This window comes from Micromonospora sp. HB375, from assembly GCF_017872985.1.
Classification (GTDB): domain Bacteria; phylum Actinomycetota; class Actinomycetes; order Mycobacteriales; family Micromonosporaceae; genus Micromonospora; species Micromonospora chalcea.
On the sequence record NZ_JAGGJO010000001.1, the window covers coordinates 5,790,247 to 5,814,736 of the forward strand.

Annotated in this window: 23 protein-coding genes; 7 read left to right on the plus strand and 16 right to left on the minus strand. The window is 71.9% G+C overall.

Annotated elements, in window-relative coordinates; genetic code table 11:
* Window positions 1-12: 12 nt before the first annotated feature.
* Genes J3R08_RS25565 through J3R08_RS25605 form a run of 9 tightly spaced genes read right to left on the minus strand, consistent with a single transcriptional unit; the run spans window position 13 to window position 10,947 of the window.
* Window positions 13-2,313: an arylsulfatase gene (locus J3R08_RS25565; RefSeq protein ID WP_209963018.1), complete on the minus strand. Its 2,301-nt coding sequence runs from the start codon at window positions 2,311-2,313 to the stop codon at window positions 13-15.
* 8 nt (window positions 2,314-2,321) lie between these two features.
* Window positions 2,322-3,077, minus strand: a complete 756-nt coding sequence (locus J3R08_RS25570) for an SDR family NAD(P)-dependent oxidoreductase (protein WP_187693386.1) — start codon at window positions 3,075-3,077, stop codon at window positions 2,322-2,324.
* Entirely contained in the window at window positions 3,074-3,898 is an 825-nt protein-coding gene (locus J3R08_RS25575; RefSeq protein WP_030503861.1) for an ATP-binding cassette domain-containing protein, read from the minus strand. Before J3R08_RS25575 ends, J3R08_RS25570 begins: the two co-directional genes overlap by 4 nt.
* Entirely contained in the window at window positions 3,895-4,881 is a 987-nt protein-coding gene (locus J3R08_RS25580; protein ID WP_280841741.1) for an ABC transporter ATP-binding protein, read from the minus strand. Before J3R08_RS25580 ends, J3R08_RS25575 begins: the two co-directional genes overlap by 4 nt.
* 5 nt (window positions 4,882-4,886) lie before the next feature.
* Window positions 4,887-5,771, minus strand: coding sequence for an ABC transporter permease (locus J3R08_RS25585; RefSeq protein ID WP_043328759.1), 885 nt, complete (start codon window positions 5,769-5,771; stop codon window positions 4,887-4,889).
* Window positions 5,768-6,712: an ABC transporter permease gene (locus J3R08_RS25590; protein ID WP_209963021.1), complete on the minus strand. Its 945-nt coding sequence runs from the start codon at window positions 6,710-6,712 to the stop codon at window positions 5,768-5,770. The genes J3R08_RS25585 and J3R08_RS25590 overlap by 4 nt, the downstream gene beginning before the upstream one ends.
* Window positions 6,713-6,734: 22 nt before the next feature.
* A complete protein-coding gene (locus J3R08_RS25595) occupies window positions 6,735-8,177 on the minus strand; it encodes an aldehyde dehydrogenase family protein (RefSeq protein ID WP_209963025.1) in 1,443 nt (480 codons plus the stop codon).
* Complete coding sequence (locus J3R08_RS25600) at window positions 8,174-9,409, minus strand: M20 family metallopeptidase (RefSeq protein ID WP_043328753.1); 1,236 nt, start codon at window positions 9,407-9,409, stop codon at window positions 8,174-8,176. The genes J3R08_RS25595 and J3R08_RS25600 overlap by 4 nt, the downstream gene beginning before the upstream one ends.
* 11 nt (window positions 9,410-9,420) lie before the next feature.
* Window positions 9,421-10,947, minus strand: coding sequence for a PLP-dependent aminotransferase family protein (locus tag J3R08_RS25605; protein WP_030503866.1), 1,527 nt, complete (start codon window positions 10,945-10,947; stop codon window positions 9,421-9,423).
* Window positions 10,948-11,132: 185 nt separating this feature from the next.
* On the opposite strand from J3R08_RS25605, the gene J3R08_RS25610 reads away from it, so the two are divergent.
* The 4 genes from J3R08_RS25610 (at window position 11,133) to J3R08_RS25625 (ending at window position 15,211) form a co-directional block, all read left to right on the plus strand.
* The gene (locus J3R08_RS25610) at window positions 11,133-12,221 is read left to right on the plus strand and encodes a 3-isopropylmalate dehydrogenase (protein ID WP_064447810.1); all 1,089 of its coding nucleotides are present in this window, start codon (window positions 11,133-11,135) and stop codon (window positions 12,219-12,221) included.
* 7 nt (window positions 12,222-12,228) lie between these two features.
* Window positions 12,229-13,185, plus strand: a complete 957-nt coding sequence (locus J3R08_RS25615) for a formylglycine-generating enzyme family protein (RefSeq protein WP_104114885.1) — start codon at window positions 12,229-12,231, stop codon at window positions 13,183-13,185.
* A 124-nt stretch (window positions 13,186-13,309) separates the two neighbouring features.
* Window positions 13,310-14,830: an ABC transporter substrate-binding protein gene (locus J3R08_RS25620; protein ID WP_209963028.1), complete on the plus strand. Its 1,521-nt coding sequence runs from the start codon at window positions 13,310-13,312 to the stop codon at window positions 14,828-14,830.
* A gap of 201 nt (window positions 14,831-15,031) precedes the next feature.
* Window positions 15,032-15,211: a hypothetical protein gene (locus J3R08_RS25625; protein ID WP_140946394.1), complete on the plus strand. Its 180-nt coding sequence runs from the start codon at window positions 15,032-15,034 to the stop codon at window positions 15,209-15,211.
* Between the two features lie 234 nt (window positions 15,212-15,445).
* Here J3R08_RS25625 and J3R08_RS25630 read toward each other — a convergent pair whose 3' ends face one another.
* The 4 genes from J3R08_RS25630 to J3R08_RS25645 all read right to left on the minus strand — a co-directional run bounded on the left by J3R08_RS25630 (window position 15,446) and on the right by J3R08_RS25645 (window position 18,538).
* A complete protein-coding gene (locus J3R08_RS25630; protein ID WP_209963029.1) occupies window positions 15,446-16,897 on the minus strand; it encodes a P1 family peptidase in 1,452 nt (483 codons plus the stop codon).
* A gap of 191 nt (window positions 16,898-17,088) precedes the next feature.
* Window positions 17,089-17,805 carry a FadR/GntR family transcriptional regulator gene (locus J3R08_RS25635; protein WP_274476686.1) on the minus strand — a complete coding sequence of 239 codons (717 nt, stop codon included), beginning with the start codon at window positions 17,803-17,805 and terminating at the stop codon, window positions 17,089-17,091.
* 152 nt (window positions 17,806-17,957) lie between these two features.
* On the minus strand, window positions 17,958-18,215 hold the full coding sequence (locus J3R08_RS25640; protein ID WP_209963033.1) for a hypothetical protein: 258 nt from the start codon (window positions 18,213-18,215) through the stop codon (window positions 17,958-17,960).
* On the minus strand, window positions 18,212-18,538 hold the full coding sequence (locus tag J3R08_RS25645) for a DivIVA domain-containing protein (protein ID WP_369799366.1): 327 nt from the start codon (window positions 18,536-18,538) through the stop codon (window positions 18,212-18,214). Before J3R08_RS25645 ends, J3R08_RS25640 begins: the two co-directional genes overlap by 4 nt.
* Before the next feature lie 264 nt (window positions 18,539-18,802).
* On the opposite strand from J3R08_RS25645, the gene J3R08_RS25650 reads away from it, so the two are divergent.
* Window positions 18,803-19,219 carry a winged helix-turn-helix domain-containing protein gene (locus tag J3R08_RS25650; protein ID WP_030503874.1) on the plus strand — a complete coding sequence of 139 codons (417 nt, stop codon included), beginning with the start codon at window positions 18,803-18,805 and terminating at the stop codon, window positions 19,217-19,219.
* Between the two features lie 15 nt (window positions 19,220-19,234).
* On the opposite strand, the gene J3R08_RS25655 is transcribed toward J3R08_RS25650, so the two are convergent.
* The 3 genes from J3R08_RS25655 to J3R08_RS25665 form a co-directional block, all read right to left on the minus strand.
* Entirely contained in the window at window positions 19,235-19,639 is a 405-nt protein-coding gene (locus J3R08_RS25655; protein WP_030503875.1) for an Asp23/Gls24 family envelope stress response protein, read from the minus strand.
* A 266-nt stretch (window positions 19,640-19,905) separates the two neighbouring features.
* Window positions 19,906-20,841 carry a methylmalonyl Co-A mutase-associated GTPase MeaB gene (meaB, locus tag J3R08_RS25660; protein WP_240925857.1) on the minus strand — a complete coding sequence of 312 codons (936 nt, stop codon included), beginning with the start codon at window positions 20,839-20,841 and terminating at the stop codon, window positions 19,906-19,908.
* A gap of 78 nt (window positions 20,842-20,919) precedes the next feature.
* A complete protein-coding gene (locus tag J3R08_RS25665; protein ID WP_209963034.1) occupies window positions 20,920-22,113 on the minus strand; it encodes an acetyl-CoA C-acetyltransferase in 1,194 nt (397 codons plus the stop codon).
* A 62-nt stretch (window positions 22,114-22,175) separates the two neighbouring features.
* Between J3R08_RS25665 and mce the strand changes: the two genes are divergently transcribed.
* Complete coding sequence (gene mce, locus J3R08_RS25670; RefSeq protein ID WP_043328735.1) at window positions 22,176-22,640, plus strand: methylmalonyl-CoA epimerase; 465 nt, start codon at window positions 22,176-22,178, stop codon at window positions 22,638-22,640.
* Between the two features lie 300 nt (window positions 22,641-22,940).
* Entirely contained in the window at window positions 22,941-24,296 is a 1,356-nt protein-coding gene (gene ccrA / locus J3R08_RS25675; protein WP_043328733.1) for a crotonyl-CoA carboxylase/reductase, read from the plus strand.
* Window positions 24,297-24,490 lie beyond the last annotated feature (194 nt).

Sequence of the window (24,490 nt, forward strand, 5' to 3'; positions counted from 1 at the left end):
GCGCCGCGCGCGTCAGTCCACGACCTCGAACCCCACGCCGGCCGACGGCCGTGGCGCGACGTCGTCCGCCGCCGCGATGGGCTCGCCGACCTCCTCGGACGCGGCCAGCCGGAACCGCACGTACTCCATCTCGCCGGAGAACTCGTGCCGGGCCGGGTAGCTCGGCGACACCGGCGAGTGGATGCTGCGCCCGATGTCCATGCCCGCGAACCCGTGGAAGAACGGCAGCAACCGCGGGAACAGCGCCGCGCCCGCCGCCTCGCCGTCCACGTACAGCCGGCCGACGCCCTGGCAGTCGGCGGTCTTCGTCAGCTCGAAGGTCAGCTCCACCGGGCCCAGCGGCAGCTCGCCCTCGGACCGCAGCACGTGGTGCTCGCCGAGGTAGTTGTACTCGTACACCAGGCGGTTGTCCTTGATGTGCAGCACGTAGCCGCCGCTGACGTTGCCGAGCGCCACGATCACGCCGCCCTGCGCCGCGTCGGTGCGGCGCGCCCGCGCGGTGATGGCGTGCGAGCGGTTCATCGTCGGCGGCACCGCCGCGCCGGACACAGTCGGTACGCCCGCCAGGTAGGTGAAGACAAGCCGGTCCCGCACCGACCCGGGGCGTGGCACCCGGGCCCGGACCGCGAATCCCCTGTCGTCCAGCGGCAGCACGTCGTAGCGGGCCGCCTCGATCCAGAACTCCTCGATGAGACGCCGCAGCACCTCCGGGTACTCGGCGGCGAGGTCCCGGCTCTCGGTCGGGTCCTCGTCGATCCGGTACAGCTCCCAGCGGTCCTCGTCCCACGAGGTGCCGCGCTCGTGGAACGCGACAGCCTTCCAGCCCTGGTGGTAGATGCCACGATGGCCGAACATCTCGAAGTACTGGCGGTCCCGCGACGGCGGCGCCGCCGGGTCGCGCAGCCCGTCGCGGAAGCTGCGGCCGTGCAGCGGCATCTGCGGTACGCCCCGGCGCACCGCGGGCGGCTGCACCCCGACCAGGTCGAGCACCGTCGCGGTGACGTCGATGCTGTGCTGGAACTGCGTGCGCACCTGCCCGCCGGGCACGTCACCGGCCGGCCAGCTCAGCACGAACGGCACCCGGACCCCGCCCTCGTGGGTGTGCTGCTTGTAGCGGCGGAACGGGGTGTTGCTGACCTGCGCCCAGCCCAGCGGGTAGTTGCTCTGCGCCCGCGGGCCGCCGATCTCGTCGATCCGGTCCAGGCTGTCCTGGAGGTTCTCCGGCACCCGGTTCTGGAAGGCGGTGGGGTTGAGCGTGCCGAGCGGCGTGCCCTCCGGGCTGGCCCCGTTGTCCGACATGAGGACGAAGATCGTGTTGTCGAGGCGGCCGATCCGCTCCAGGAAGTCGACCAGGCGCCCGAGCTGGGCGTCGGTGTGGTCGACCATCGCCGCGTACGCCTCCTGCATGCGGGCGAACAGGCGGCGCTGCTCCGGCGGCACGTCGTCCCACGGCACGACGCCGGGGTTGTGCGGTGGCAGCGGCGCGTCCGGCGGGATGATGCCCAGCCCGATCTGCCGCCGGTGCCGGTCCGCGCGGACGACGTCCCAGCCGGCGTCGTAGCGGCCCCGGTACTTCGCCAGGTACTCCGGCGGGGCCTGGTGCGGGGCGTGCGCCGCGGCGTACGCCAGATAGAGGAAGAACGGCTTCTCCGGGGTGAACGACGTCTGGTCCCGGACGAACCCGATGGCCCGGTCGGTCAGGTCCTCGGTGAGGTGGTAACCCTCCTCCGGGGTGGCCGGCGGGTCCACCTGGTGGTTGTCGTGGACCAGCTCCGGATAGAAGTTGTCGGTCTCCGCCTCCAGGAAGCCGTAGTACCGCTCGAAGCCGCGCCCCAGCGGCCACTGGTCGTACGGCCCGGACGGCGTGGTGTGCTCCAGCGGCGCGACGTGCCACTTGCCGACCGCCATGGTGTTGAACCCGGCGTCGGCGAGCATCTCCGCGACGGTGGCGGCGGCGTGGGTGATCCGGCCCCGGCCGCTGGGGAAGCCGCTGTCGAAGTTGGACAGCATGCGCATGCCGACGCTGTGGTGGTTGCGGCCGGTGAGCACGCTGGCCCGGGTCGGCGAGCACAGCGGCGAGGTGTGGAAGTTGGTGTACCGCAGCCCGGACGCGGCCAGCCGGTCGATCGTCGGGGTGTCGATCTCGGCGCCGAAGCAGCCGAAGTCGGCGAACCCGACGTCGTCCAGCAGCACGTACACCACGTTCGGGGTGCCCGGGGCGGCCGACGGCGGCGCGCTCCAGTGCTCCGTCGAGTCGTGGTAGGTGCGTCCGATCGTGCCCTCGTACGAAGGGTCCGCCAGCGAACTGGTCACGGTACGCCTCAGCCGGCCGTCGTGCCGCCGTCGAGGACGAGCGTGTGGCCCGTGACCATCCGCGCCTCCTCGCTGGCGAGGAACACCACCGCGTCGGCGGAGTCCCGTGGCGTCGCCATGCGGCCCAGCGGGATCGACGCGCGGAAGTTCTCCCGGGCGCTGTCCGGCACGTCGCCCATGCCACCGAGGAACGCCGACAGCATCGGCGTCTCGGTCGCCGCCGGGGCGATCGCGTTGACCCGGATGCCGTGCGGCGCGAGTTCCAGCGCCAGCGCCTTCATCAGGCCGATGACGCCGTGCTTGGCGGCGGTGTACGGCGCGTACCGGGGGCGGGCGATGACGGCCTGCAGGGACGCGGTGAACACGATCGAGCCGCCGCCGGCCTCGATCAGCGCGGGCACGGCCGCCTGCGCGGTCCAGAACGCGCCCTTGAGGTTGACGTCGATCACGCGGTCCAGCGTCGCCTGGTCCACCTCGTCGACCGGTCCGGTGAACGGCGTACCGGCGTTGGCGTGCATGAGGTCGAGCCGCCCGAACCGCTCGACGGCGGTCTCGACGGCGGCGCGGCAGTCCTGCGCCCGGGTGACGTCGCAGGCCACGCCGACGACGGCGGACCCGAAGCCGGCGGCCGCCTCGGCGGCGCGGTCGCCGTCGAGGTCGGCGATGACGACGCGCGCGCCCTCCTCGACCAGCCGGCCGACGGTGGCCAGTCCGATGCCGCTGGCGCCTCCGGTGACGACGGCGACGCGGTCAACCAACCTCATGTGCTGCTCCTGTTGAATCGGTCCAGGAGGTCGCCGCTCAGGGTGGGCACCGCGGACAGCAGCCTCTGGGTGTAGGGGTGCTGGGGGTCGGAGTAGATCGATTCGGTGTCACCCGTCTCGACGATCCGGCCCTGGTTCATCACCGCGATCCGGTCGCAGAGGTACCGGACCACGGAGAGGTCGTGGGAGACCAGGATCAGGGTCAGCTTGAACTGCTCGGCCAGGTCGGTGAGCAGGTTGAGGATCTGCGCGCGCACCGACACGTCGAGCGCGCTGACCGGCTCGTCCCCGACGATGACCTTGGGCCCGGCCGCGAGGGCGCGGGCGATCGCGATGCGCTGCCGCTGACCGCCGGAGAACTGGTGCGGGTAGCGGGTCACCGCCTCCTCGGGCAGGCCGACGGAGTGCATCAGCTCGGCCACGCGGGCCCGGTGGTCGCCGGGCAGGCGCAGCGCGCGCATCGGCTCCGCGATGATGTCCGCGACGCGCATCCGCGGGTTCAGCGACGACATCGGGTCCTGGAGCACCATCTGCACGTCGCGCCGCAGGAACGCGAGCTTCCGCTCCGGTACGCCACTGATGCGCTGGCCGTTGTAGAACGCGGTGCCCGACGTCGGCTGGTCGAGGGCCATGAGGATGCGCGACAGCGTCGACTTGCCGGAGCCGCTCTCCCCCACGATGCCGAACGCCTCGCCCTCGTGGACCTGCACGCTCACGCCGTCGAGCGCGCGGATCGGCTGGCCCGGCGTACGCAGCGACCGCCGCGGGGCGCGGTACTCGCGCACCACGTCGACGGCTTCCAGCAACGGGGTGGTGGTCATGCGCTGGCCTTCCCGCTTCCTAGGGGCTGGTCGCTCTCGATCGGGTGGTGGCAGGCGGCCCGCTGGGTGCTGCCGGGCGGCGCCGTCAGCAGCGGCACGGTGCCGCAGACGTCGTCGGCGCGCGGGCAGCGGTTGCGGTACACGCAGCCGGTGGGGAACGACCCGAGCGACGGCACGCGGCCCGGGATCGTCGACAGCCGGCCGCTGCCGTCGGTGCTCTCCAGCACCGTCGACGCCCGCAGGCCCGCCGTGTACGGGTGCCGGGGCGAGTCGAAGACGGTCGTCACGTCGCCGTACTCGACGATCGAGCCGCCGTACATGACGAGCAGTTCCTCGCAGATGCTGGCGACCACCGGCAGGTCGTGCGTGATGAGCAGCAGCGACGCGCCCTCCTCGCGCACCAGCGTGTCCATCAGCCGCAGCATCTCCGCCTGCACCGTGACGTCCAGCGCGGTGGTGGGCTCGTCCGCGACCAGCACGGCCGGGTCGCACGCCAGCGCGATGGCCAGCACGACGCGCTGGCGCTGACCGCCGGAGAGCTGGTGCGGGTACTTGCGCGCGGTCCGGTCGGGCTCGGGCAGCTGGACCCGTTCGAGCAGTTCGACGGCGCGGGCGGAGGCCGCCGCGCGGCTCATCCCCTTGTGCAGCCGCAGCGACTCGGCGACCTGGTTGCCGACCCGCATCAGCGGGTTCAGCGCGGTCATCGGCTCCTGGAACACCATGGCGATGTCGTTGCCGCGGACCGCGCACATCTGCTTGTCGGACAGGTCGAGCAGGTTCCGCCCGTTGAGCAGCACCCGGCCGGACGCGGTCACACCGTGCGGCAGCAGGCCCATCAGCGCGAGCGCGGTCAGGGACTTGCCGCAGCCGGACTCGCCGATGAGCCCCATCCGCCGGCCCCGCCCGATCTCGAACGAGACGCCCTTGACGGCCTGGATGTCGTGGACCTTGACGACGAGGTCCTCCACCACGAGCCCGCTCACGCCGGTCACCGTCCTCTCAGCCGCGGGTCGAGGGCGTCGCGCAGCCCGTCGCCCATGAGGTTGAAACCGAGCACCGACAGGGCGATGGCCAGACCGGGCCAGACGGCCAGCATCGGCTGCACGACGAAGTAGTTCTGGGCCTCCTGGAGCATCCGGCCCCAGGTGGGGGTCGGCGGCGGGGTGCCGTACCCGAGGTAGGACAGCGCCGCCTCGGCGAGCACCGCGTGCGCGAACGACACCGACGCCTGCACGATCAGCAGGGCCGCGATGTTGGGCAGCACGTACCGGACCATGAGCACCACGCCCCGGCGGCCGTAGCTGCGCGCGGCCAGCACGAAGTCGCTCTGCAGCACCTGCATCGCGCCGGCCCGGGTGAGGCGGCCGAACACCGGGACGTTGGCGACGCCGATCGCGATCATGCCGGTGAGCGTGGAGGCGCCGAAGCCGGCGGCCAGGATGATCGCCAGCAGGATGGCCGGGAACGCGAACACGATGTCCAGCGCCCGCATCACCGGCTCGCTGAGCCAGCGGTGCCCGGTGGCGGCGAGCAGACCCAGCGGTACGCCGACGACGGCCGCGATCGCCACCGCGACGACGCCGACGAACAGTGTGGTCCGCGCGCCGACGAGGAGCTGGCTGACGATGTCCCGGCCGAAGTGGTCGGTGCCGAGCCAGTGGTCGCCGCCCGGGGAGAGCAGCGTCTGCGACGGGTCGACCCGGGTGGGGTCGTACGGCGTCCAGAGGAACGACACCAGCGCGGTGAGGACGACCAGGCCCACCAGGCCGGCGCCGATCACCAGCGTGAGGTTCCAGCGGCGGCGCGGCTTGACCGGGCCGGCCGCGACGACGTCGGCGGTGGCGTCCGGTGGGGCGTCGGCGACTGATGTCATGCCTTGCTCCTCAGCCTGGGGTCGACCGCGTGGTACACCACGTCGACGACGAAGTTGATCAGAAGCACCGCGGCGGTCAGCACCATCACCGTGCCCTGCACCTTCAGCAGGTCGCGGTTGCCCACGTCCTGCAGCAGCATCCGGCCGAGACCGGGCAGGCCGAAGACGTTCTCGATCACGACGGTGCCGATGAGCAGCGTCGCGAGTTGCAGACCGAGGACGGTGATGACCGGAATGGCCGCGTTGCGCAGCGCGTGCCGGGTCAGCGACTGCGAGCGGCTGAGCCCCTTGGCCCGCGCGGTCTGGATGAAGTCCTCCTGCATGACCTCGACCACCGCGGACCGGACGTAGCGCATCAGGATCGCGCCCTGGGCCACGCCGAGGACCAGCGCCGGCATCAGCAGGGCCTGGACAGCGCCGCCGAAGTCGTCCCATCCGGTGAACCCGCCGGCGGGCAGCCACTGCAGCTTCACCGCGAACACGGTGATGAGCAGGATGCCGAGCCAGAACGACGGAACGGCGATGCCGACCTGGCTCAGCGCGGACAGCGCCGTGCCGATCGCGGTCCGGCTCTTCACCGCGGCGAGGATGCCCAGCGGTACGGCGATGAGCAGCGCCAGCGTCATCCCGGCCAGGATCAGCGGCACCGTCACGCCGAGCTTGTCGCCGATCTCCGAGCCGACCGACACCCCGCTGAGCGGCGAGATGCCGAAGTCACCGCGGATCAGGCCGCCGGCCCAGTCGAGGTACCGCTCGGTGAACGGGCGGTTCGTCCCGAACTGCTCCCGCAGCGCCTCCAGCGCCTCCGGGGTGGCGTTCACGCCGAGCATCGCCTGCGCCTGGTCGCCCGGCAGCAGCGACAGCATCGTGAAGACGAGGATCGACGCGGCGAACAGGGATACCGCGAGGATGGCCAGCCGCCGGACGAAGTAGATCACCATGCCTGTGTGCTCCCACTCCGAATCATGGCCTGATCATCACCATCTTGGTCACGGTCAGCTCCTCCATGGCGAAGCGCGGTCCCTCCCGGCCGATGCCGGAGTCCTTGACGCCGCCGTACGGCATGTTGTCGGCGCGGAAGCCGGGCACCTCGTTGACAAGCACGCCACCGACGTCGAGGCGGCGCACCACGTCGAGGGCCACCGCCAGGTCGCGGGTGAAGACGGCGGCCTGGAGCCCGTAGCGGGACCGGTTGACCAGCTCGACTGCTGCGTCCATATCCGGCACCGACCGGACGCAGACCACCGGCCCGAAGATCTCCTCCGCCCAGCACTCGGCGTCCTCGGGGACGTCGACGAGCACCGTCGGCTGCAGCACCCGGCCCTGCGCCGTACCGCCGGACAGGCAGCGCGCCCCGGCGGCGACCGCGCGGTCCACCCACGAGTGGACCCGCTCGGTGGACGCCTCGTCCACCAGGGCGGACACGCGGGTGTCGGCGGACCGGGGATCACCTGTGGTGACGTTCGCCAGCAGCGGCCGGAGGCGGTCCAGCAGCGCCTCGCGGACCGGCTCCTCGACGATCACCCGCTGCACGCTGATGCACGCCTGGCCGGAGGCGTAGAACCCGCCGCGTACGACCGCTTCCGCAGCCCGGTCGAGGTCGGCGTCGCGGCCGACGACGAGCGCCGCGTTGGACCCGAGTTCCAGCAGCACCTTGCGCGGGGCCGCGGCGCGGGCGATCTGGTGGCCGACCTGCGCGGACCCGGTGAACGACACGGCGGCGACGCGCGGGTGGGTGGTCAGGAGCTTGCCGACCTCGACACCGCCGGTGACGAGCTGGACGCCGGCGGCCGGGCAGCCCGCCCGGCGGAACAGGTCGATCAGCACCAGCGTGGCCAGCGGCGTGTTCGGCGCCGGCTTGACGATCACCGGGCAGCCCGCCGCCACCGACGGCGCGACCTTGTGCGCGGCCAGCAGCAGCGGGTAGTTGAACCCGGTGATGCCGACGACGACGCCGACCGGTCGGCGTACCCAGAAGCCGAGCATGCCCTCGCCGGCCGGCTGCATGTCCAGTGCCACCGTCTCGCCGGTGAGGTGTCCGACCTCCTCGGCCGCCGTCTCCAGCGTGACGAGCGTGCGGGCGACCTCGACCCGGCAGTCGACAAGCGGCTTGCCGGTCTCCAGGACCAGCAGTTCGGCGAGGTCGTCGGCGCGGGCGCGGACCTCGGCGGCGACTGTCGTGAGGATGGCGCGCCGCCGGTGACCGGGCAGGCCGGCCATCTCCGCGGCGACCTCGTGCGCGGCGTCGACAGCCGCTTCCGCGTCGGCGGTGTCACCCCAGGGCGCCTGGGTCACGGTGCTGCCGTCGTACGGGAAACGGACCGGCGCGGTCTGCGCGGTGGTGGCCCAGCCCGCGCCGATCGGCAGGCCGGCGGGCAGCGCGGTCAGCAGCTCCTGCGCGGTCACGACGCCGCACCCGTCGCGGCGCCGGTGAGGAAGGCCAGCGCCGCCTCGGCGTAGACCCTGGTCTTGCGGACGATGTCGTCGACCTCGACGTACTCGTCGGGCTGGTGGGCGATCCACTTCGGGCCGGGGCCGTACACCACGTTCGGGATGCCGCTGTCGCGCCACAGGATGGTGCCGTCGGTCGCGCCGGGCACACCGCCGAAGACCGGCGCCGTACCGGTGACGGCGCTGTGCGCCTGCGCCACCGCCAGGGAGATCGGGTGGTCCTCCGGGGTGACCGCGCACGGCCGGTCGTCGACGACCTCGACGGCGAAGCTGACGCCGTGCCGGGCGCCGATTTCGTCGGCGTCGGAGCGCACGCGCGCGGCGAGCGCGGCGTGGTCGACGCCGGGGACGGTCCGGCAGTCCACGCCGAGCACGGCGCGGCCGGGGATGACGTTGAGCTGGTCGGCGGAGCCGGCGTCCAGGACCGTGGGGGTCAGGAACGTCAGGCCGAGGTGCTCGTGCTCCCCCGGGTCGGCCTGCAGCTCCTTCTGGTACCGGCCGAGCGCGGCCACCAGTTCCGCCACCGCCGGAACGGGGTTGCGGCCGTGCTGCGGCATCGCGCCGTGCGCCATCTTGCCGGTGCAGGTGACCAGCAGGCGGACCGCGCCCTTGGCGACCGCGCAGATCTCCTCCGCCTCCGGCTCGCAGATGATCGCGGCGTCCACCTCGCGGGCCAGCGCGGTGGTGGTGAAGTGCTTCGCGCCGAGCATCTGGCCCTCCTCGTCCACCAGGGCCGCCACCACGATCCGGCCCGGGAACGGTCCGGCCAGCTCGACGGCCCGGGCCGCGTGGATCATCGCGGCGACGCCGGCCTTCATGTCGGCGGAGCCGCGACCGTACAGCCGCCCGTCGACGATGTCGCCGCCGAACGGGTCGACCGTCCACTCCTCGGGAGAACCCTCGGTGACGACGTCGGTGTGCCCCTCGAACATCAGCGTCGGACCGGGCAGGCCGCCCTCCACCACCGCCACCACGTTGGGCCGCCCGGGAACGACCTCGGTGACCTCCGGCCGCCAGCCGAAGCCCCGCATGACCTGCGCGACGAGCTCCGCCACTGGCTGCTCGCTCCGCCCCTGCGCGGCGTCCCAGGTCGAGGGGATGCGGACCAGGTCCTGGGTGAGCGACACGACGGCTTGCTCGTCCACGAGATGGCCGGCGCGGAGGGAGGCATGGGTGTCCGACGTCATGGCGTCGGAGGTTACGAACTCCGACCCCGGAGGGGAACGTCCAGTTTCCGGGTCGGTGGGGGTACCAGCCGTGGCCGGACCTGGTCTTCTACGGCCGCGGCGACCCGCCGGACCCCCTCGTCGATCCGGTCCAGCGGCATCACCTGGTACCCCAGCCGCAAGTGGTGACGCGGGGTGGGGCGGGTGGTCCAGTACGGCTCGCCCGGGTCGAGCAGGACACCCTGGCGGCGCAGGTCGACGGCGAGCTGCCCGGCGTCCAGACCGGGCGGGCCGGTGATCCACCGGGCCAGGCCGCCGCGCGGCACCGGCTGCGGCCCCCAGCGCACGTGGCGCTCGATCGCGCGCGTCATCTCCTCGTACAGCCCCTGGTAGTGGGCGCGGATACGCCGCACGTGGCGGGCGAGGTCCCGGCTGGCGATCATCCGGGCCAGGGCGCGCTGCATCGGTCCGGGCGGGTGGCGCAGCACGTAGCGGGAGCGGGCCCGCATCGCCTCCACCAGCGCCGGGGACGCCACCACGTAACCGAGCCGCAGGCCCGGCGCCAGCAGCTTGCTGAAGCTGCCGAGGTAGACCACGCGGTCCTCGTCGTCCAGCGCCCGCACCGCGACCGCCGGGATGCCCCGGAACGTCATCTCCGGGTCGTAGTCGTCCTCGATCACCACCGCGTCCGCCGCGCCGGCCCGGCGCAGCAGCTCCTCACGCCGGGACGCCGACATCGTCGCGCCGGTCGGGTACTGGTGGCTCGGCGTGACGTACACCAGCTCCGCGCCGTGCAGGTCGGCCGGCAGGTCCTCCACGACGAGGCCGTCCTCGTCCACCCGGCCGGGCACCACGTCGGCGCCCGCCATCTGCATGATCGTCCGCGCGTCGGGGTAGCCCGGGTCCTCCACCAGCACGACGCTGCCCGGCCGGACCAGGACGCTCGCCAGCAGGTGCAGCGCGTGCGTCGAGCCCAGCGTGATCATCACCTGGTTCGGCTCGGCCGAGATGCCACGCGACGGCAGCACGTGCTCACAGAGCTGGCGGACGAGCTGCGGGTCGTCGGCCTGGCCGGCGTCCCCGATCACCCGGGACAGCCCGTCCTGCCGTACCGCCTCGCGCTGCGCCCGCTCCCACGCGCCGGTGGGGAACATGCCGGGATCCGGCTGGCCGACGACGAAGGGGAACGGCGCCCGCGACCACGCCGGGTCCCGGTGTACGGGGGTGGGCGGCGGCTCGGGCAGCCGTGCCTCCCAGTCGATGGGCCGTGTCGCGGAGCGGGAGGTCCGGCGCGCGGCCCGCATCCGGACCACCGCCTCGGAGGAGACGTAGAGGCCGCGCCGGGGAATCGTCGCGATCAGGCCCTGCTCCATGAGCCGGTCGTACGCGGTCAGCACCGTGTTCCGGGAGACGCCCAGCGCCTCGGCCAGACGGCGGGTGCTGGGCAGCGGGCCGTCGTCGTACTGCCCCGCGAGGATCGCGTCCTCGAGCCCCGTGATGATCTGCTCGTAGAGCGGAACCGTGCTCTGCGGGTTGACCGGCAGCAGAAAATCCGCCATCTCGACCTCCCCACCTCTCGCGGGGATCTCGCCTCGTCCCGTCGTCGCACTCCTGCGCACACCATCCGCATCCCGCTGGTACCAGCCTAGCCGGAGACCTGGACCTGTTGCGGAGGGCCCGATCCCGCCACTCTTGGCCGACGATGGCAGGTGAGGGTCTCCTGCACGCGGACAGAGGTGGACTAATGAGCGCCCAGCGAATCGCGCTGGTGCCCGGCGACGGCATCGGACCGGAGGTCACCGCGCAGGCGGTCAAGGCGTGCGACGCCGCCGCCCAGCGGTTCGGGCTGGACCTGGTCTGGGAAGACTACGAACTCGGCGCGGACTACTGGCGGATCACCGGCCAGGTCGTGCCGCCGGACGTGGAGCGGGAACTGGCCAAGGCGGACGCCATTCTCTTCGGCGCCGTCGGCGACCCCTCGGTGCCACCCGGGGTGCTGGAACGCGGCCTGGTCATCCATCTGCGGACCGCTTTCGACCAGTACGTCAACCTGCGGCCGGTCAAGCTGCTACCAGGTGTGCCCTCGCCCATCGGCGGGCTGCGTCCGGAGCAGTGCGACCTGGTGATCCTGCGGGAGAACACCGAGGGCGCCTACGTCGGTGCCGGCGGTTTCATCCACCGGGGCGGGCCGGACGAGATCGCCACCCAGGAGTCGGTCAACACGCGCAAGGGGGTCGAACGCCTCATCCGGCACGGTTTCCGGCTGGCCCTGACCCGCCGCAAGCACGTGACCCTGGTGCACAAGGCGAACATCCTCACGTACGCCGGCGACCTGTGGCAGCGGACCTTCGAGGAGGTCGCGGCGGAGTACCCGGAGATCTCGGTGGAGTACGTGCACGTCGACGCGATGTGCCTCTACCTGGTCACCCAGCCGGAGCGGTTCGACGTCGTGGTCACCGACAACCTGTTCGGCGACATCATCACCGACCTCGGCGCGGCCGTGCAGGGCGGTCTCGGCCTGGCCGCGAGCGGCAACCTCAACCCGACCGGGTCGGCGCCGAGCATGTTCGAGCCGGTGCACGGCTCCGCGCCCGACATCGCGGGCCGGGGCTGGGCCAACCCCGCCGGGTCGATCCTCAGCGCCGCGCTGATGCTGGAGCACCTGGGCCACCCGGAGGCGGCCCGCAGCCTGGAGGACGGGGTGAAGGCGGTGCTGCCGCGCCTGGGCGCGATGCGCGGGCCGGAGATGGGCATGTCGACGGAGGACTTCGGGGACGCCGTCGCCGCCGCCATCAGCGAGGACGCGTACCAGGCGGACGCCCTGCCGGCGTAGCGCGGATGTGAGCACCGAATCGGCTGAACCGGACGACGGCGGAGGAAGCCCTCCGCCGTCGCCGTGTTGCGCGCCGAAACGCCCGCCCGCCGCCGCCGGATCGACGGCCGGCCCCAGTGCCGTCCGCGCCGGCCCCGCCGGTACGGACGACCTGATCGCGCTGCCCGGCGGCACCTTCCTCATGGGCACCGACGATCCGGAGGGCTTCCCGGAGGACCTGGAAGGGCCGGTCCGCCCGGTCACCGTGGCCCCGTTCGAGATCGCCGCGACACCGGTGACGAACCGGCAGTTCGCCCGCTTCGTCGAGGCCACCGGCTACCGCACCGACGCGGAACGGTACGGCTGGTCCTTCGTCTTCCACCTGCTGCTCGCCCCGTCCGCGCGCCCGTGGGTGCTCGACGCCACGGTGCCGGGCGCGCCCTGGTGGCTGGCGGTCGAGGGGGCGCGCTGGGCGGCCCCGGACGGGCCCGGCTCGGGCCTGTCCGGACGCGAGCGGCATCCGGTCGTCCACGTCTCCCACCGGGACGCCGAGGCGTACTGCGAGTGGTCGGGGACGCGGCTGGCGGCCGAGGCCGAGTGGGAGTACGCGGCACGCGGCGGGCTGTCCCAGGCCCGCTACGCCTGGGGCGACGAGCTGACCCCGGGCGGGCGGCACCTGTGCAACATCTGGCAGGGCGCCTTTCCCGCTGTCAACACGGCGGACGACGGGTTCGTGGGCACCTCTCCGGTGACCGCGTTTCCGCCGAACGGCTACGGCCTGTACGACGTCGCGGGCAACGTTTGGGAACTCACGGCCGAACCCTGGCGCGACCGCCGAGGACACGTCTCACCAGGTGAGAGCGTCATCAGGGGTGGTTCGTACCTCTGCCACGACTCTTATTGCAACCGTTACCGCGTGGCCGCACGGAGTCGGACCACCGTTGACTCCTCAAGTGGCAACACCGGATTCCGGGTGGCCCGGTAGTCAGACGCCGATTGGTACCTGCCGACCCCGCTGAACTGGCCCTTTTGCATCGGGTACCACACTCCTAGTGTCCCGCCTCACAGGCTACGAGCGCCCTTGGCGTTCTTCGCGATGGGACACACGAATGAATCGGCTGAAGATAACGCTGCCCGCCGTGCTGCTCGCCACGGCGCTGGCTCTGACCGCGTGCAGTAGCGATGGTGACTCCGAGACCACCACCGGCGGTGGCGGTTCCGGCAACGGTACGGTCACCCTCGGTGCCTACCTCGAGCCGGTAAGCCTCGACCTGACCGCCGAGGCCGGCGCCGCGATCCCGCAGGTCCTGCTCTACAACGTGTACGAGGGCCTGGTGCGCCAGAACGCGGACACCGGTGAGGTGGAGCCGCTGCTGGCCAGCGAATGGAAGATGTCCGACGACGGCACCAAGTACACGTTCAAGCTCCGCGACGGCGTGACCTTCCACGACGGCCAGAAGCTCACCGCGCAGGACGTGGTGTGGAGCTTCAAGCGGGTGACCGCGGAGGGCTCGACGAACCCGTTCAAGTCCCAGATGACGGTCGTGAAGACCGTCGAGGCGCCGGATGCGTCCACGGTGGAAGTGACGCTGTCGCGGCCGAGCCAGAGCTGGCTGTTCGACGTCGCCGGCCGCGTCGGCGTGGTGCTCAAGGAGAACGCCACCGACCTGGGGACCAAGCCGAACGGCACCGGCCCGTTCAAGTTCGACAAGTGGAACCGCGGCGACAGCATCACCCTGGTGCGCAACGACGGCTACTGGGGTGAGAAGGCGAAGGTCGCCACCGCCGTCTTCCGCTACATCACCGACGCGAACGCGCTGAACAACGCGATGCTCTCCGGCCAGCTCGACATCGTGGCGAACATCCAGGCGCCGCAGCTGCTCGAGGTGTTCAAGGGCAACAAGCAGTTCCAGGTGATCGAGGGCAAGACGACCGGTGAGGTCGTCCTGTCGATGAACAACAGCAAGGGCCCGCTGGCCGACGCCCGGGTGCGCCAGGCGATCCGCCACGCGATCGACCACGACGCGCTGATCAAGACCGTGTGGTCCGGCTACGGCACGAAGATCGGCAGCATGGTGCCGCCGAGCGACCCGTGGTACGAGGACCGCACCGGCGACTTCCCGCACGACCCCGCCAAGGCCAAGCAGCTGCTCGCCGACGCCGGTCACGCGAACGGGCTCACCCTGACCATGGACGTCCCGCCGCCCGGCTACGCCCGCGCCTCCGCGCAGTTCGTCGCCTCGCAGCTCGCCGAGGTCGGCATCAAGGTGACCCAGAACAACGTCGAGATGCCGCAGTGGCTGGACAAGGTGCTCGGCAAGGCCAACTACGACATGTCGATCATCGCCCACGTCGAGCCCCGTGACCTGGTCCGCTACGGGCAGCCGGAGTACTACTACCGGTACAAGAACCCGGCCGTCACGCAGCTCATGAACGAGGCCGACACGGCCCTGGACGCGGCCACCCGGGACAAGAAGTTCGCCGAGGCCGCGAAGGTCATCTCGCAGGAGGCGGCCAGCGACTGGCTGTTCCTGCTGCCGAACCTGGCGGTGATCCGCGACGGCGTCGAGGGCTACCCGAAGGACGCGGTGACCCAGTCGTTCGACGTCACCAAGGTCTCCAAGAAGTAACCAGCACCACGACGTAGAAGGACCTGGTGGGCTCCGCCCACCAGGTCCTTCTACGTGTGCCTGCACCCGCGAGGAGGTCGAGGTGATGGTGCAGGCGTGCCTCGGGGCGCCCCGACACCGGCCGGCCCGGCAGCGGCTCGGGCCGGCCGACGGCCTCTAGGGCAACGCCCGGGGCACCGGCATCGCCGAGCCGGGTTCGCGTTGCCCGGACGCGGGACGTCGACGATCGTCGCCGAGCCGGGGCTGAACTGCGTACGCCCGGCCCTGGAGTCCGGCGACAGCGCTGCGCAGCAACCCGCCGAGGCGGCACGCTCCCCACGCCTGGCCGGCTGCGTCCGGCGCGCCCAGCATCTGCCCTGCTTCGAGGTGCGCGGGCCGTGACGGCCCACTCCGCCGATCTTGGAGTTGTGGCGCCCAGGATGCCCGAGTGGCGACTTTTGTGAGCCACCACAAGTCCAAGATCGGCAAGGCGCACGCCGGGCGCACGCCGGGCGCGCCGCGCGGGGCGGGTGGCTGAGGAACGCAGCGAGGCGGGTCCCGTCCGGGGTGGACGGAACCCGCCTCGATCGTTCACACGCGCCTAGCTACCGGCGCGAGGGTGAGACGGCGTGCGTGTCAGGCGAGCTGGTCGGAAGCCTGCCCCCGGCGGCGACCCCGCAGGTGCATGCCCAGCAGGCCGACGCCCAGGATGCCGGCGGCCAGCAGGCCCGTGGTCACGCCCGTGGAGAGCGTGGGACCGCCGGTGTTGTCGGAGGCGAGGACCATGCCGTTCTGCGACTCCTGCTGCGTGGTGTTGCCCGCCGGAGCGGCCTTCGGCTTGGGCTTGGGCTTGCCGTTGTCGGCACCGGCCGGCGCGGGGACCGGGGTCTGCGCCAGCGCCTGCGTGGCCTGGGCGAAGGTCTCCGGGGTCACGTCCGGGGCGTTGCCCTGCGTACGCCACTGCTTGAGCTGCTTCATGCCCTTGCAGGCCGAGGGGTAGCGGTCGCAGTAGCTGGTGGTGTTGCCGATGCTCTCGGCCGAGAGAACGGCCTTGGCGATGGCACGGGCCAGCGTGCTGGCGCCGGCGTTGAAGATGGCGTTCAGCTGACGGGTGTCGGCCGGGTCGTTGATCTGCAGCGCCTCGCCCTTGCCGGTGGAGACGGCGAAGACGGTGTCACCGTCGCCCAGGGTGTGGATCGGGCTGATCGCGCGGGCCATGCCGTCGTGCGCGTTGCCGGACATCCGCTGGGCAGCGGCCTTCTCCAGCGGCGCGTTGGTGGCGACCACGGCGATCGTGGTGTTCGCCGGCTGCTGCGCGGCGGTGCTCGGCGGGTTGCACTCCTGCTTCTTCGGAGCCTTGTAGCCGGCGAACTCGTTGCCGATGCCGAACTTGACGCCGTACAGGGTGCAGTCGGCCGGGTCGACCGGGGAGCCGGCCGGGTTGACGATCACCATCGCGCCGACGTAGATGCCGTCGCCGAGGTGGACGCTGGCGGTGCCGACGCCGCCGCGCAGGCCGCCGCCGCGGGCGCCGGTGCCGCCGCCGACGCCGCCCTGACGGACCGGACCGTCCGAAGTGGCCTGCGCCGCGAGGTAGCCCCACTCGGCGGAGGTGCGCGCCTTCGGGTCACCGCCGCGGCCGAGGTCGAAGATGTCCGCGGCCGGGACGATCGGGGCCACGCCGCCGGCGCCGACGCGTACGCCCTCGCCGCGGTCCTCCAGCCAGCGGATGATGCCGTTGGTGGCGGACAGCCCGTACATGCTGCTACCGCCGAGCTGGATCGCGTTGACGCCCGGGTTCGAGTTGAGCGGACTGAGCAGGTCGGTCTCCTTGGTGGCGGGAGCGCCGCCACGCTGGTCCACACTGGCCACAGACATCTGCGGCATGTACACGACGGAGGTGCCGGTCAGGTACGGGGCGGTGTCGGACTGAACCTGGCCGACCTGGATTCCGGGAACGTCGGTGATGGCGTTGTGGGCGCCCGGGGCGCCGGCGGCGGGGTTGGCCGACGCGGGCGACCCGACGAGCACGAGTCCCGGACAGACCAGGGCTGCCGCGGCGATCGCGGCGAATCTGGACGACTTCATGCAGCTTCTCCCATGTGAAGCGGTGCGACCTCCGCCCCAATCCGGGGCGGTCGATGCATTGGGCAACTGGTGGTCCCCCGTGGTACACGACGAGATGTGGGGGAGGCTACTGGTCAGACCAGTTGAAGGGAAGAGCCTGCTCAGCTGATGGCCGACTCTCATAATCCGAGGTCAGGCCACATCAGGCGGATTCAGAGCAATACGTCCACCATCGAGCGGCGCGCCTCCGGCACGTACTCGGCGTAGTAGCGGTGCAGTTCCTCGCGGGTCAGCCGGGTGACCTCGTCGGCCTCACCGGCGCGCATCGCGTCGAGAACGCGGCGGTGGTGGGCCAGGGTGCGCTCCATCAGGGCCTCGCGGTCCGGCGCCTCGGCGAGCTTGGTGGAGATCAGGTCCAGCACCATGCTCCGGACCGCGTCGAGGCAGAGCACGAGCAACTCGTTGCCGGACAGCCGGGCGACGTGCTCGTGGAAGCGCACGTCGGCCGCGCTGAACGCCTCGTAGCCGTCGGCCACCGCGTCCCGCATGCCCGCCAGCGCCTGCTCCAGTTCGTCCAGCTCGGACGGTGACGCCATCCGGGCGGCGACGGAACCGGCCGCCGACTCGATGATCATCCGGAACTGGAGCAACTCCGCCACGCCGAGCCGCCGGCTGTCCACGACCCGGGCGAACAGCTTGCGCATCGCCGAGGCGGTCGAGGCGATCACCTGCGGCCCGAGCGGGTCACCGGGACGCGAACGGATCAGGCCGCTGCTCTCCAGCACGCGCAGCGCCTCACGCACAGTGGACCGGCTGACGTCGAACTGCGTCGTCAGTTCGCGCTCGCTCGGCAGCCGGTCCCCCGGCCGCAGATCCCCGGCGGCGATCCGCTCCTCGACCTGCCGGACGATCCCCTCGTACGCCCTCACGGTTCGCACTGGAGCGAACGAGACACCCTTCGGCATGGCGAACCTCCCGACGCACGGCGGCCTCGCGCCGCTGGGAACAACGGTACGGTGCATCGACCCGTGCGGCGGTCAGCCCCCGCCCGTCACGACGAGTGCGCAGGCCGGGCGGCGGGTCACCGGAGCGGCCGGCGGGCGCACCGGCCGTCGTGGTCGGCCCGCAGCAGGCAGCGCCGGCCGTCGCCCATCCGCAGATCACAGAAGACCCGATGGCGTACGCCCTGCTCGTCCTCGGCCGAGACGGTGGTCTCGCCCGGGTCGGCCTGGGCGAGCACGCCCGACCAGCGGGCCACGACCCGGGCCAGGCGTACGGCGCCGGCCAGGTCACCGGCGACGACCGGCAGGTGGATGACGAACCGCTCGCGGGGACTCATCGACGGTACGCCCCCGCGTTCATCCGCATCTGCGCCTGCTCGGACTGCCAGCGCCGCAGCGCGTCCCGGACCCGCGCGGTCTCCTCCCGGCTGACGCCGAGCGCCCGGTAGACGTCGGCCAGGTCGAGCGCCACCCGGTCGAGGAACTCGTGCACCTCGGCCGGGTCGAGCCCGCGCCGGCCCAGCCGCGTCGTCCGGAACCGCCGTTCCCGCACCTGCCAGGGGCGCAACGGCGTGTAGTTGGCCGCCCGGTAGCAGCCCGGCTGGGTGGTGCCGCGACCGGCTCGCGCGCGCCGACCGGGCCACCGGATGTTCCACCGCACCAACGCCTGCCTCTCGTGGTCGAAGGACTGGAAGGGCGGGACCACCCGCCCGCCGCGCGCGGGCGGACCCGCCCGCCCCGCCACCGCAGCGTCACTTCGCGGTACGGCACCGGGGCAGTCGAGATTGAGCGCACTCGAAGGAGTCATGTCCGCCGGTTACCGCGCGAACACGCTCCGACCATAGCAAGAATCCAACATGGCTACAATCCATCATTGCCATAAAGCCTTGATGGATCAGATCTATCGGGGCACAAGGCTTACGTCATGACCATCGATCCGCGCTCGCACACGCCGGTCTACGTCCAGCTCGCCGACCTGATCCGGGAGCAGATCGAATCGGGCGCGCTGCCGCCCGGGGCGAGCGTCGGCAGCGAGTCGCGGCTCAGCCAGGAACACCAGATCGGCCGCGACGCGGTCCGGATGGCGATTTCGCTGCTGCGGTCGGAAGGGCTCGTCACCACCAGCCGTCCGCTCGGCACGCGGGTCCGGGAGACGCCGCAGCGCAGGCAGGTGGAGCTGGCCGCGGGCGCGAGAGTCGTCGCGCGGATGCCTACCGGTGCCGAGCGCCGGAACATGCTGCTGGACGAGGGCGTACCGGTGCTCGAGATCCACGGCCCGGAGGGCGACGTGGAGTTGCTGCCGGGCGACGAGGTGGAGCTGACCCGCCCGGCACACGACTGAGCCGGGCGGCGCTCGTCAGACGGTGGGCGTACCCATCGCCACGTCGTCGACCCGGATGTTGATCTCGGCGGCGCGCAGTCCGTACGCCTCGATCGCGGACGCCACAGCGGCCCGCACCTCGTTCGTCACCTGCGGCACCGGGTGGCCGGCATCGATCACGAGGACGAGGTTGACCACTGCCGACCCGTCGGTGACGTGCGCCGAGCAGCCGCGCCGCGCGTCCCCGACCTGGTCCAGCCCGACCCGGTCCAGCACGGCGTTGAAGAAGCGGGCGATGTCGCCGCCCAGCTCGGCCACCCCGGGCACCGACTTCGCGGCGGCCACCGCGATCTTCTCGACCACCTCGTCCGACACCGAAGTGCTCCCGCCCGCGACCACGCCAGGTGTCACCGGCAGTTCCTGAGTAGCGTCGTGCTCCACGCGCCCCACCCTCCCTCGTCCGGGGGAGCGTACATCGACCGTCGATCATGGAGTTGCGGCCCCGACAGAAGCCGCGAAGCAGGCGCCCCCGGGGCCGCAACTGCAAGATCGCGGGGTTGTGGGGGTGGCGTGGGCCCGAGGTTCGGCGAGCGCCTCCCGTCACGCGGGATCGGCGTTCCGCCAGGTGGGAGCGGTGGAGATCTTGGTACGAAAGGGCCCCTATGGGGGCCGATTCGTACCAAGATCTCGGCGGGAGCGGGGGCGGGTCAGGAGCCTAGCTGGGCCAGCAGCTCGTCGGCCGCCGCGTACGGGTCGATGGCGCCCTCGGCCACCTTGGCGGCGAGCGTCGGGAGCTGCGTACCGTCGCGCAGCGAGCCGATCCGCGCGCGCAGGACGCCCAGCGCGATCGCCTCGATCTCGGCGGCGGCCCGCGTCTCCCGGCGGCGGCGCAGCTCGCCGTGGCGCTCCAGCCAGTCGCGGTGCTTGTCGATCGCGGCGGCGATGTCGTCGATGCCCTCGGCGCGGGCGGCGATCGAGCGCACCACCTGCGGCCGCCACTCCCCCGGCCCGCGCTCGCCGAGCGCGATCATGCCCTGGATGTCGCGGACCGTGGCGTCGGCGCCGTCCCGGTCGGCCTTGTTGACCACGAAGACGTCGGCGATCTCCAGGATGCCGGCCTTCACCGCCTGGATCGCGTCACCCATGCCCGGCGCGAGCAGCACCAGCGTGGTGTCGGCGAGCGAGGCCACCTCCACCTCGGCCTGCCCGACGCCGACGGTCTCGACCAGCACCACGTCGCAGCCCGCGCCCTCCAGCACCCGCACCGCCTGCGGCGTGGCCGCGGAGAGCCCGCCCAGGTGGCCCCGGCTGGACATCGAGCGGATGTAGACGCCCGGGTCGGTCGCGTGGTCCTGCATCCGGACCCGGTCGCCGAGGATGGCGCCGCCGGTGAACGGGCTGGACGGGTCGATCGCCAGCACGCCGACCCGGTGACCGCGCGCCCGCAACGCCCGGACCAGCTCGTTCGTGGTGGTCGACTTGCCCACCCCGGGCGAGCCGGTCAGGCCGACGACCTGGGCCTGCCCGGCGTACGGCGCGAGCGCCGCCGCGACCTGCGGCAGCACCTCGTCGCCGGACTCGACCAGGGTGATCAGCCGGGCCACCGCGCGGGGGTCGCCCGCGCGGGCCCGCTCGACAAGCATGGGTACGTCCCGGCTGCGGCGCACCGGGCCGGTGGCCGCCGCCGGGGCGTTCTGTACGTCACTCACAGGTATCAGCTATCAGCTCTCGTCACCGGTCGGCACGTGGATGATCAGCGCGTCGCCCTGCCCGCCACCGCCGCAGAGCGCCGCCGCGCCGGTGCCGCCGCCCCGGCGCTTCAGCTCCATCGCCAGCGTGAGCACGAGCCGGGCGCCGGACATGCCGATCGGGTGGCCGAGCGCAATCGCGCCGCCGTTGACGTTCACCTTGTCGGCATCGACGCCGAGGTCACGGGCGGACTGGATACCGACCGCCGCGAACGCCTCGTTGATCTCGATGAGGTCGAGGTCGTCGATGCTCAGGCCGCCCTTCTTCAGGGCGTGGTTGATCGCGTTGGACGGCTGCGAGTGCAGGGAGTTGTCCGGGCCGGCCACGTTGCCGTGGGCGCCGATCTCGGCCAGCCAGGTGAGCCCCAGCTCCTTGGCCTTGGCCTTGCTCATCACCACGACCGCGGCGGCGCCGTCGGAGATCGGCGAGGAGCTGCCGGCGGTGATGGTCCCGTCCTTGGTGAAGGCGGGGCGCAGCTTCCCGAGCGACTCGGCGGTGGTGTCCGGCCGGATGCCCTCGTCCTCGCTGATCACCAGCGGCTCGCCCTTGCGCTGCGGGATGACCACCGGGGTGATCTCGTCGGCGAAGTGGCCGTTCTTCTGCGCGGCGGCGGCGCGCTGGTGGCTGGCCGCGGCGAACGCGTCCTGCTCCTCGCGCGTGATGCCGTGCTTCGCGCCGTGCCGCTCGGTGGACTCGCCCATCGAGCAGCAGTCCCAGGCGTCGGTGAGTCCGTCCAGCGCCATGTGGTCCTTGACCGCCACGTCGCCGTACTTGTAGCCCGAGCGCTGGCCGAGCAGCAGGTGCGGGGCGTTGGTCATCGACTCCATGCCGCCGGCCACCACGACGTCGAACTCGCCGGCCCGGATGAGCTGGTCGGCCAGCGCGATCGCGTCCAGCCCGGAGAGGCAGACCTTGTTGATGGTCAGCGCCGGGGTGGACATCGGGATGCCGGCCTCGACGGCGGCCTGCCGGGCCGGGATCTGCCCGGCGCCGGCCTGGAGCACCTGCCCCATGATCACGTACTGGACCTGGTCGGGCGCGACGCCGGCGCGCTCCAGCGCCGCCTTGATCGCGATGCCACCGAGCCTGGTCGCGGGGAGGTCCTTGAGGTTGCCCAGCAGGCGCCCCATCGGGGTCCGCGCGCCGCTGACGATCACCGAAGCCATTGCCTGCCTCCGAGGGGGTGCCGACCTGTACGCCTTAACGATTGTTCGGTCAGACTAGCGTCATGGCTGAGAACTCCCCCGTCGAGCCCGCTGCCGAGTTTGTCACAGACATCGGGCTGCGCCGCATCGACCACGTCGGGATCGCCGTCGGCGACCTGGACGCCGCGATCGACTTCTACCAGCGCACCTTCGGCATGCGCTGCATGCACACCGAGACGAACGAGGAGCAGGGCGTACGCGAAGCGATGCTGGCGGTCGGGCCGGACGCGTCCGGCGGCATGGTGCAGCTGCTCGCGCCGCTGTCCCCGGACACCACGATCGGCAAGTTCCTGGACAAGCGCGGTCCGGGCATCCAGCAGGTGGCGTACACGGTGGCGGACATCGACGTGGCCTGCGCGGCGCTGCGCGAGCGTGGCGTGCGGCTGCTCTACGACGCTCCGCGGCGCGGCACGTCGAACTCCCGGGTCAACTTCGTGCACCCGAAGGACGCCGGGGGCGTGCTGATCGAGCTGGTCCAGCCCGCCTGATGCGCAAGGAAGGGCCCCTTCTTAACAGACGTCTGTTAAGAAGGGGCCCTTCCTAACAAGTGGGAACGCGCGCGGCAGTGCGCGCTTGCACGTTCCCACGTACACCTCCACGCATCGGTCGATGCAGTTTTTCACAGAGGGGTTCCTGCTTTAGCTACCGTTAAGTAACGTCCGCCCGAACAGCAGCGGCGACCGGTGCCGAATGTGTCGATTGCCGACATGGCGGTCCCGTCGCATCGGCGCCGACGATGGCAGCACCCCTGCCCGCGGTGTGCGGGTGCGGACAAACGGGAGGTCACCGTGCAGGACATCCTCGAAGCGATCATGGCGGCGGAGGGTTCGTCGCAGCCGGAGCGGGAGCTCGCCGGGCTCGCCGGCCTGCCCGTGCCGGAGAGCTACCGGGGCGTGGTGGTGCGCGCCGAGGACACCCGCATGTTCGAGGGCATGGCCACCCGCGACAAGGACCCGCGCAAGGCGCTGCACGTGCAGGAGGTGCCCACCCCCGAGCTGGGCCCGGGTGAGGCGCTCGTCGCGGTGATGGCCAGCGCGATCAACTACAACACGGTGTGGACGAGCATCTTCGAGCCGCTGCCCACGTTCAAGTTCCTCCAGCGCTACGGCCGGCTCTCCGAGCTGACCCGCCGCCACGACCTGCCGTACCACGTGGTCGGCTCGGACGCCGCCGGCGTCGTGCTGCGCACCGGGCCGGGCGTGACCAAGTGGAAGGCCGGCGACGAGGTGGTCGCGCACTGCCTGTCGGTCGAGCTGGAGGACTCCGCCGGTCACGACGACACGATGCTCGACCCGCAGCAGCGGATCTGGGGCTTCGAGACCAACTTCGGCGGCCTGGCCGAGCTGGCGATCGTCAAGGCCAACCAGCTGATGCCGAAGCCGCGCCACCTGAGCTGGGAGGAGGCGGCCAGCCCGGGGCTGGTCAACTCCACCGCGTACCGGCAGCTCGTCTCGCACCACGGCGCGAACATGAAGCAGGGCGACGTGGTGCTGATCTGGGGCGCGTCCGGCGGCCTCGGCGGGTACGCCACCCAGATGGCGCTCAACGGCGGCGCGATCCCGGTCTGCGTGGTCTCCTCGCCGGAGAAGGCCGAGCTGTGCCGCAAGATGGGCGCCGAGCTGGTCATCGACCGTACCGCCGAGGGGTTCAAGTTCTGGTCCGACGAGCAGACCCAGGACCAGGACGAGTGGCGCCGCTTCGGTGAGCGCATCCGCGAGCTGACCGGCGGCGAGGACCCGGACATCGTCTTCGAGCACCCGGGCCGGGAGACGTTCGGCGCCAGCGTCTACGTCGCCAAGAAGGGCGGCACGATCGTCACCTGCGCCTCCACCAGCGGCTACATGCACCAGTACGACAACCGCTACCTGTGGATGCACCTCAAGCGGATCGTCGGCAGCCACTTCGCCAACTACCACGAGGCGTGGCAGGCAAACCGGCTGGTCGCGCTCGGCAAGGTGCACCCGACCGTGTCGAAGACGTACGCGCTGGAGCAGACCGGCCAGGCCGCGTACGAGGTGCACCGCAACGCGCACCAGGGCAAGGTCGGCGTGCGGTGCCTCGCCCCCGCCGACGGACTGGGCGTCCGGGACACCGAGATGCGCGCGCGGCACGAAAGCGCGATCAACCGCTTCCGCGGTCACTGACCGTACGGTCGTCCCGGATTGCCTTTCCGGCCGACCCGGGCGCCATTCGACCGGCGTACGCACAAAGGGCCGTGGGTGTCGAACCCGCGGCCCTTTTCGCGCCGCCTTCCCCGCAGAAGCCCGACCCGCCCGACCCGCCCGGGAGCTGCCAAGATCGCCTATTGGTCCGGTCCCGCCGGGCGGCCGAGTTGACC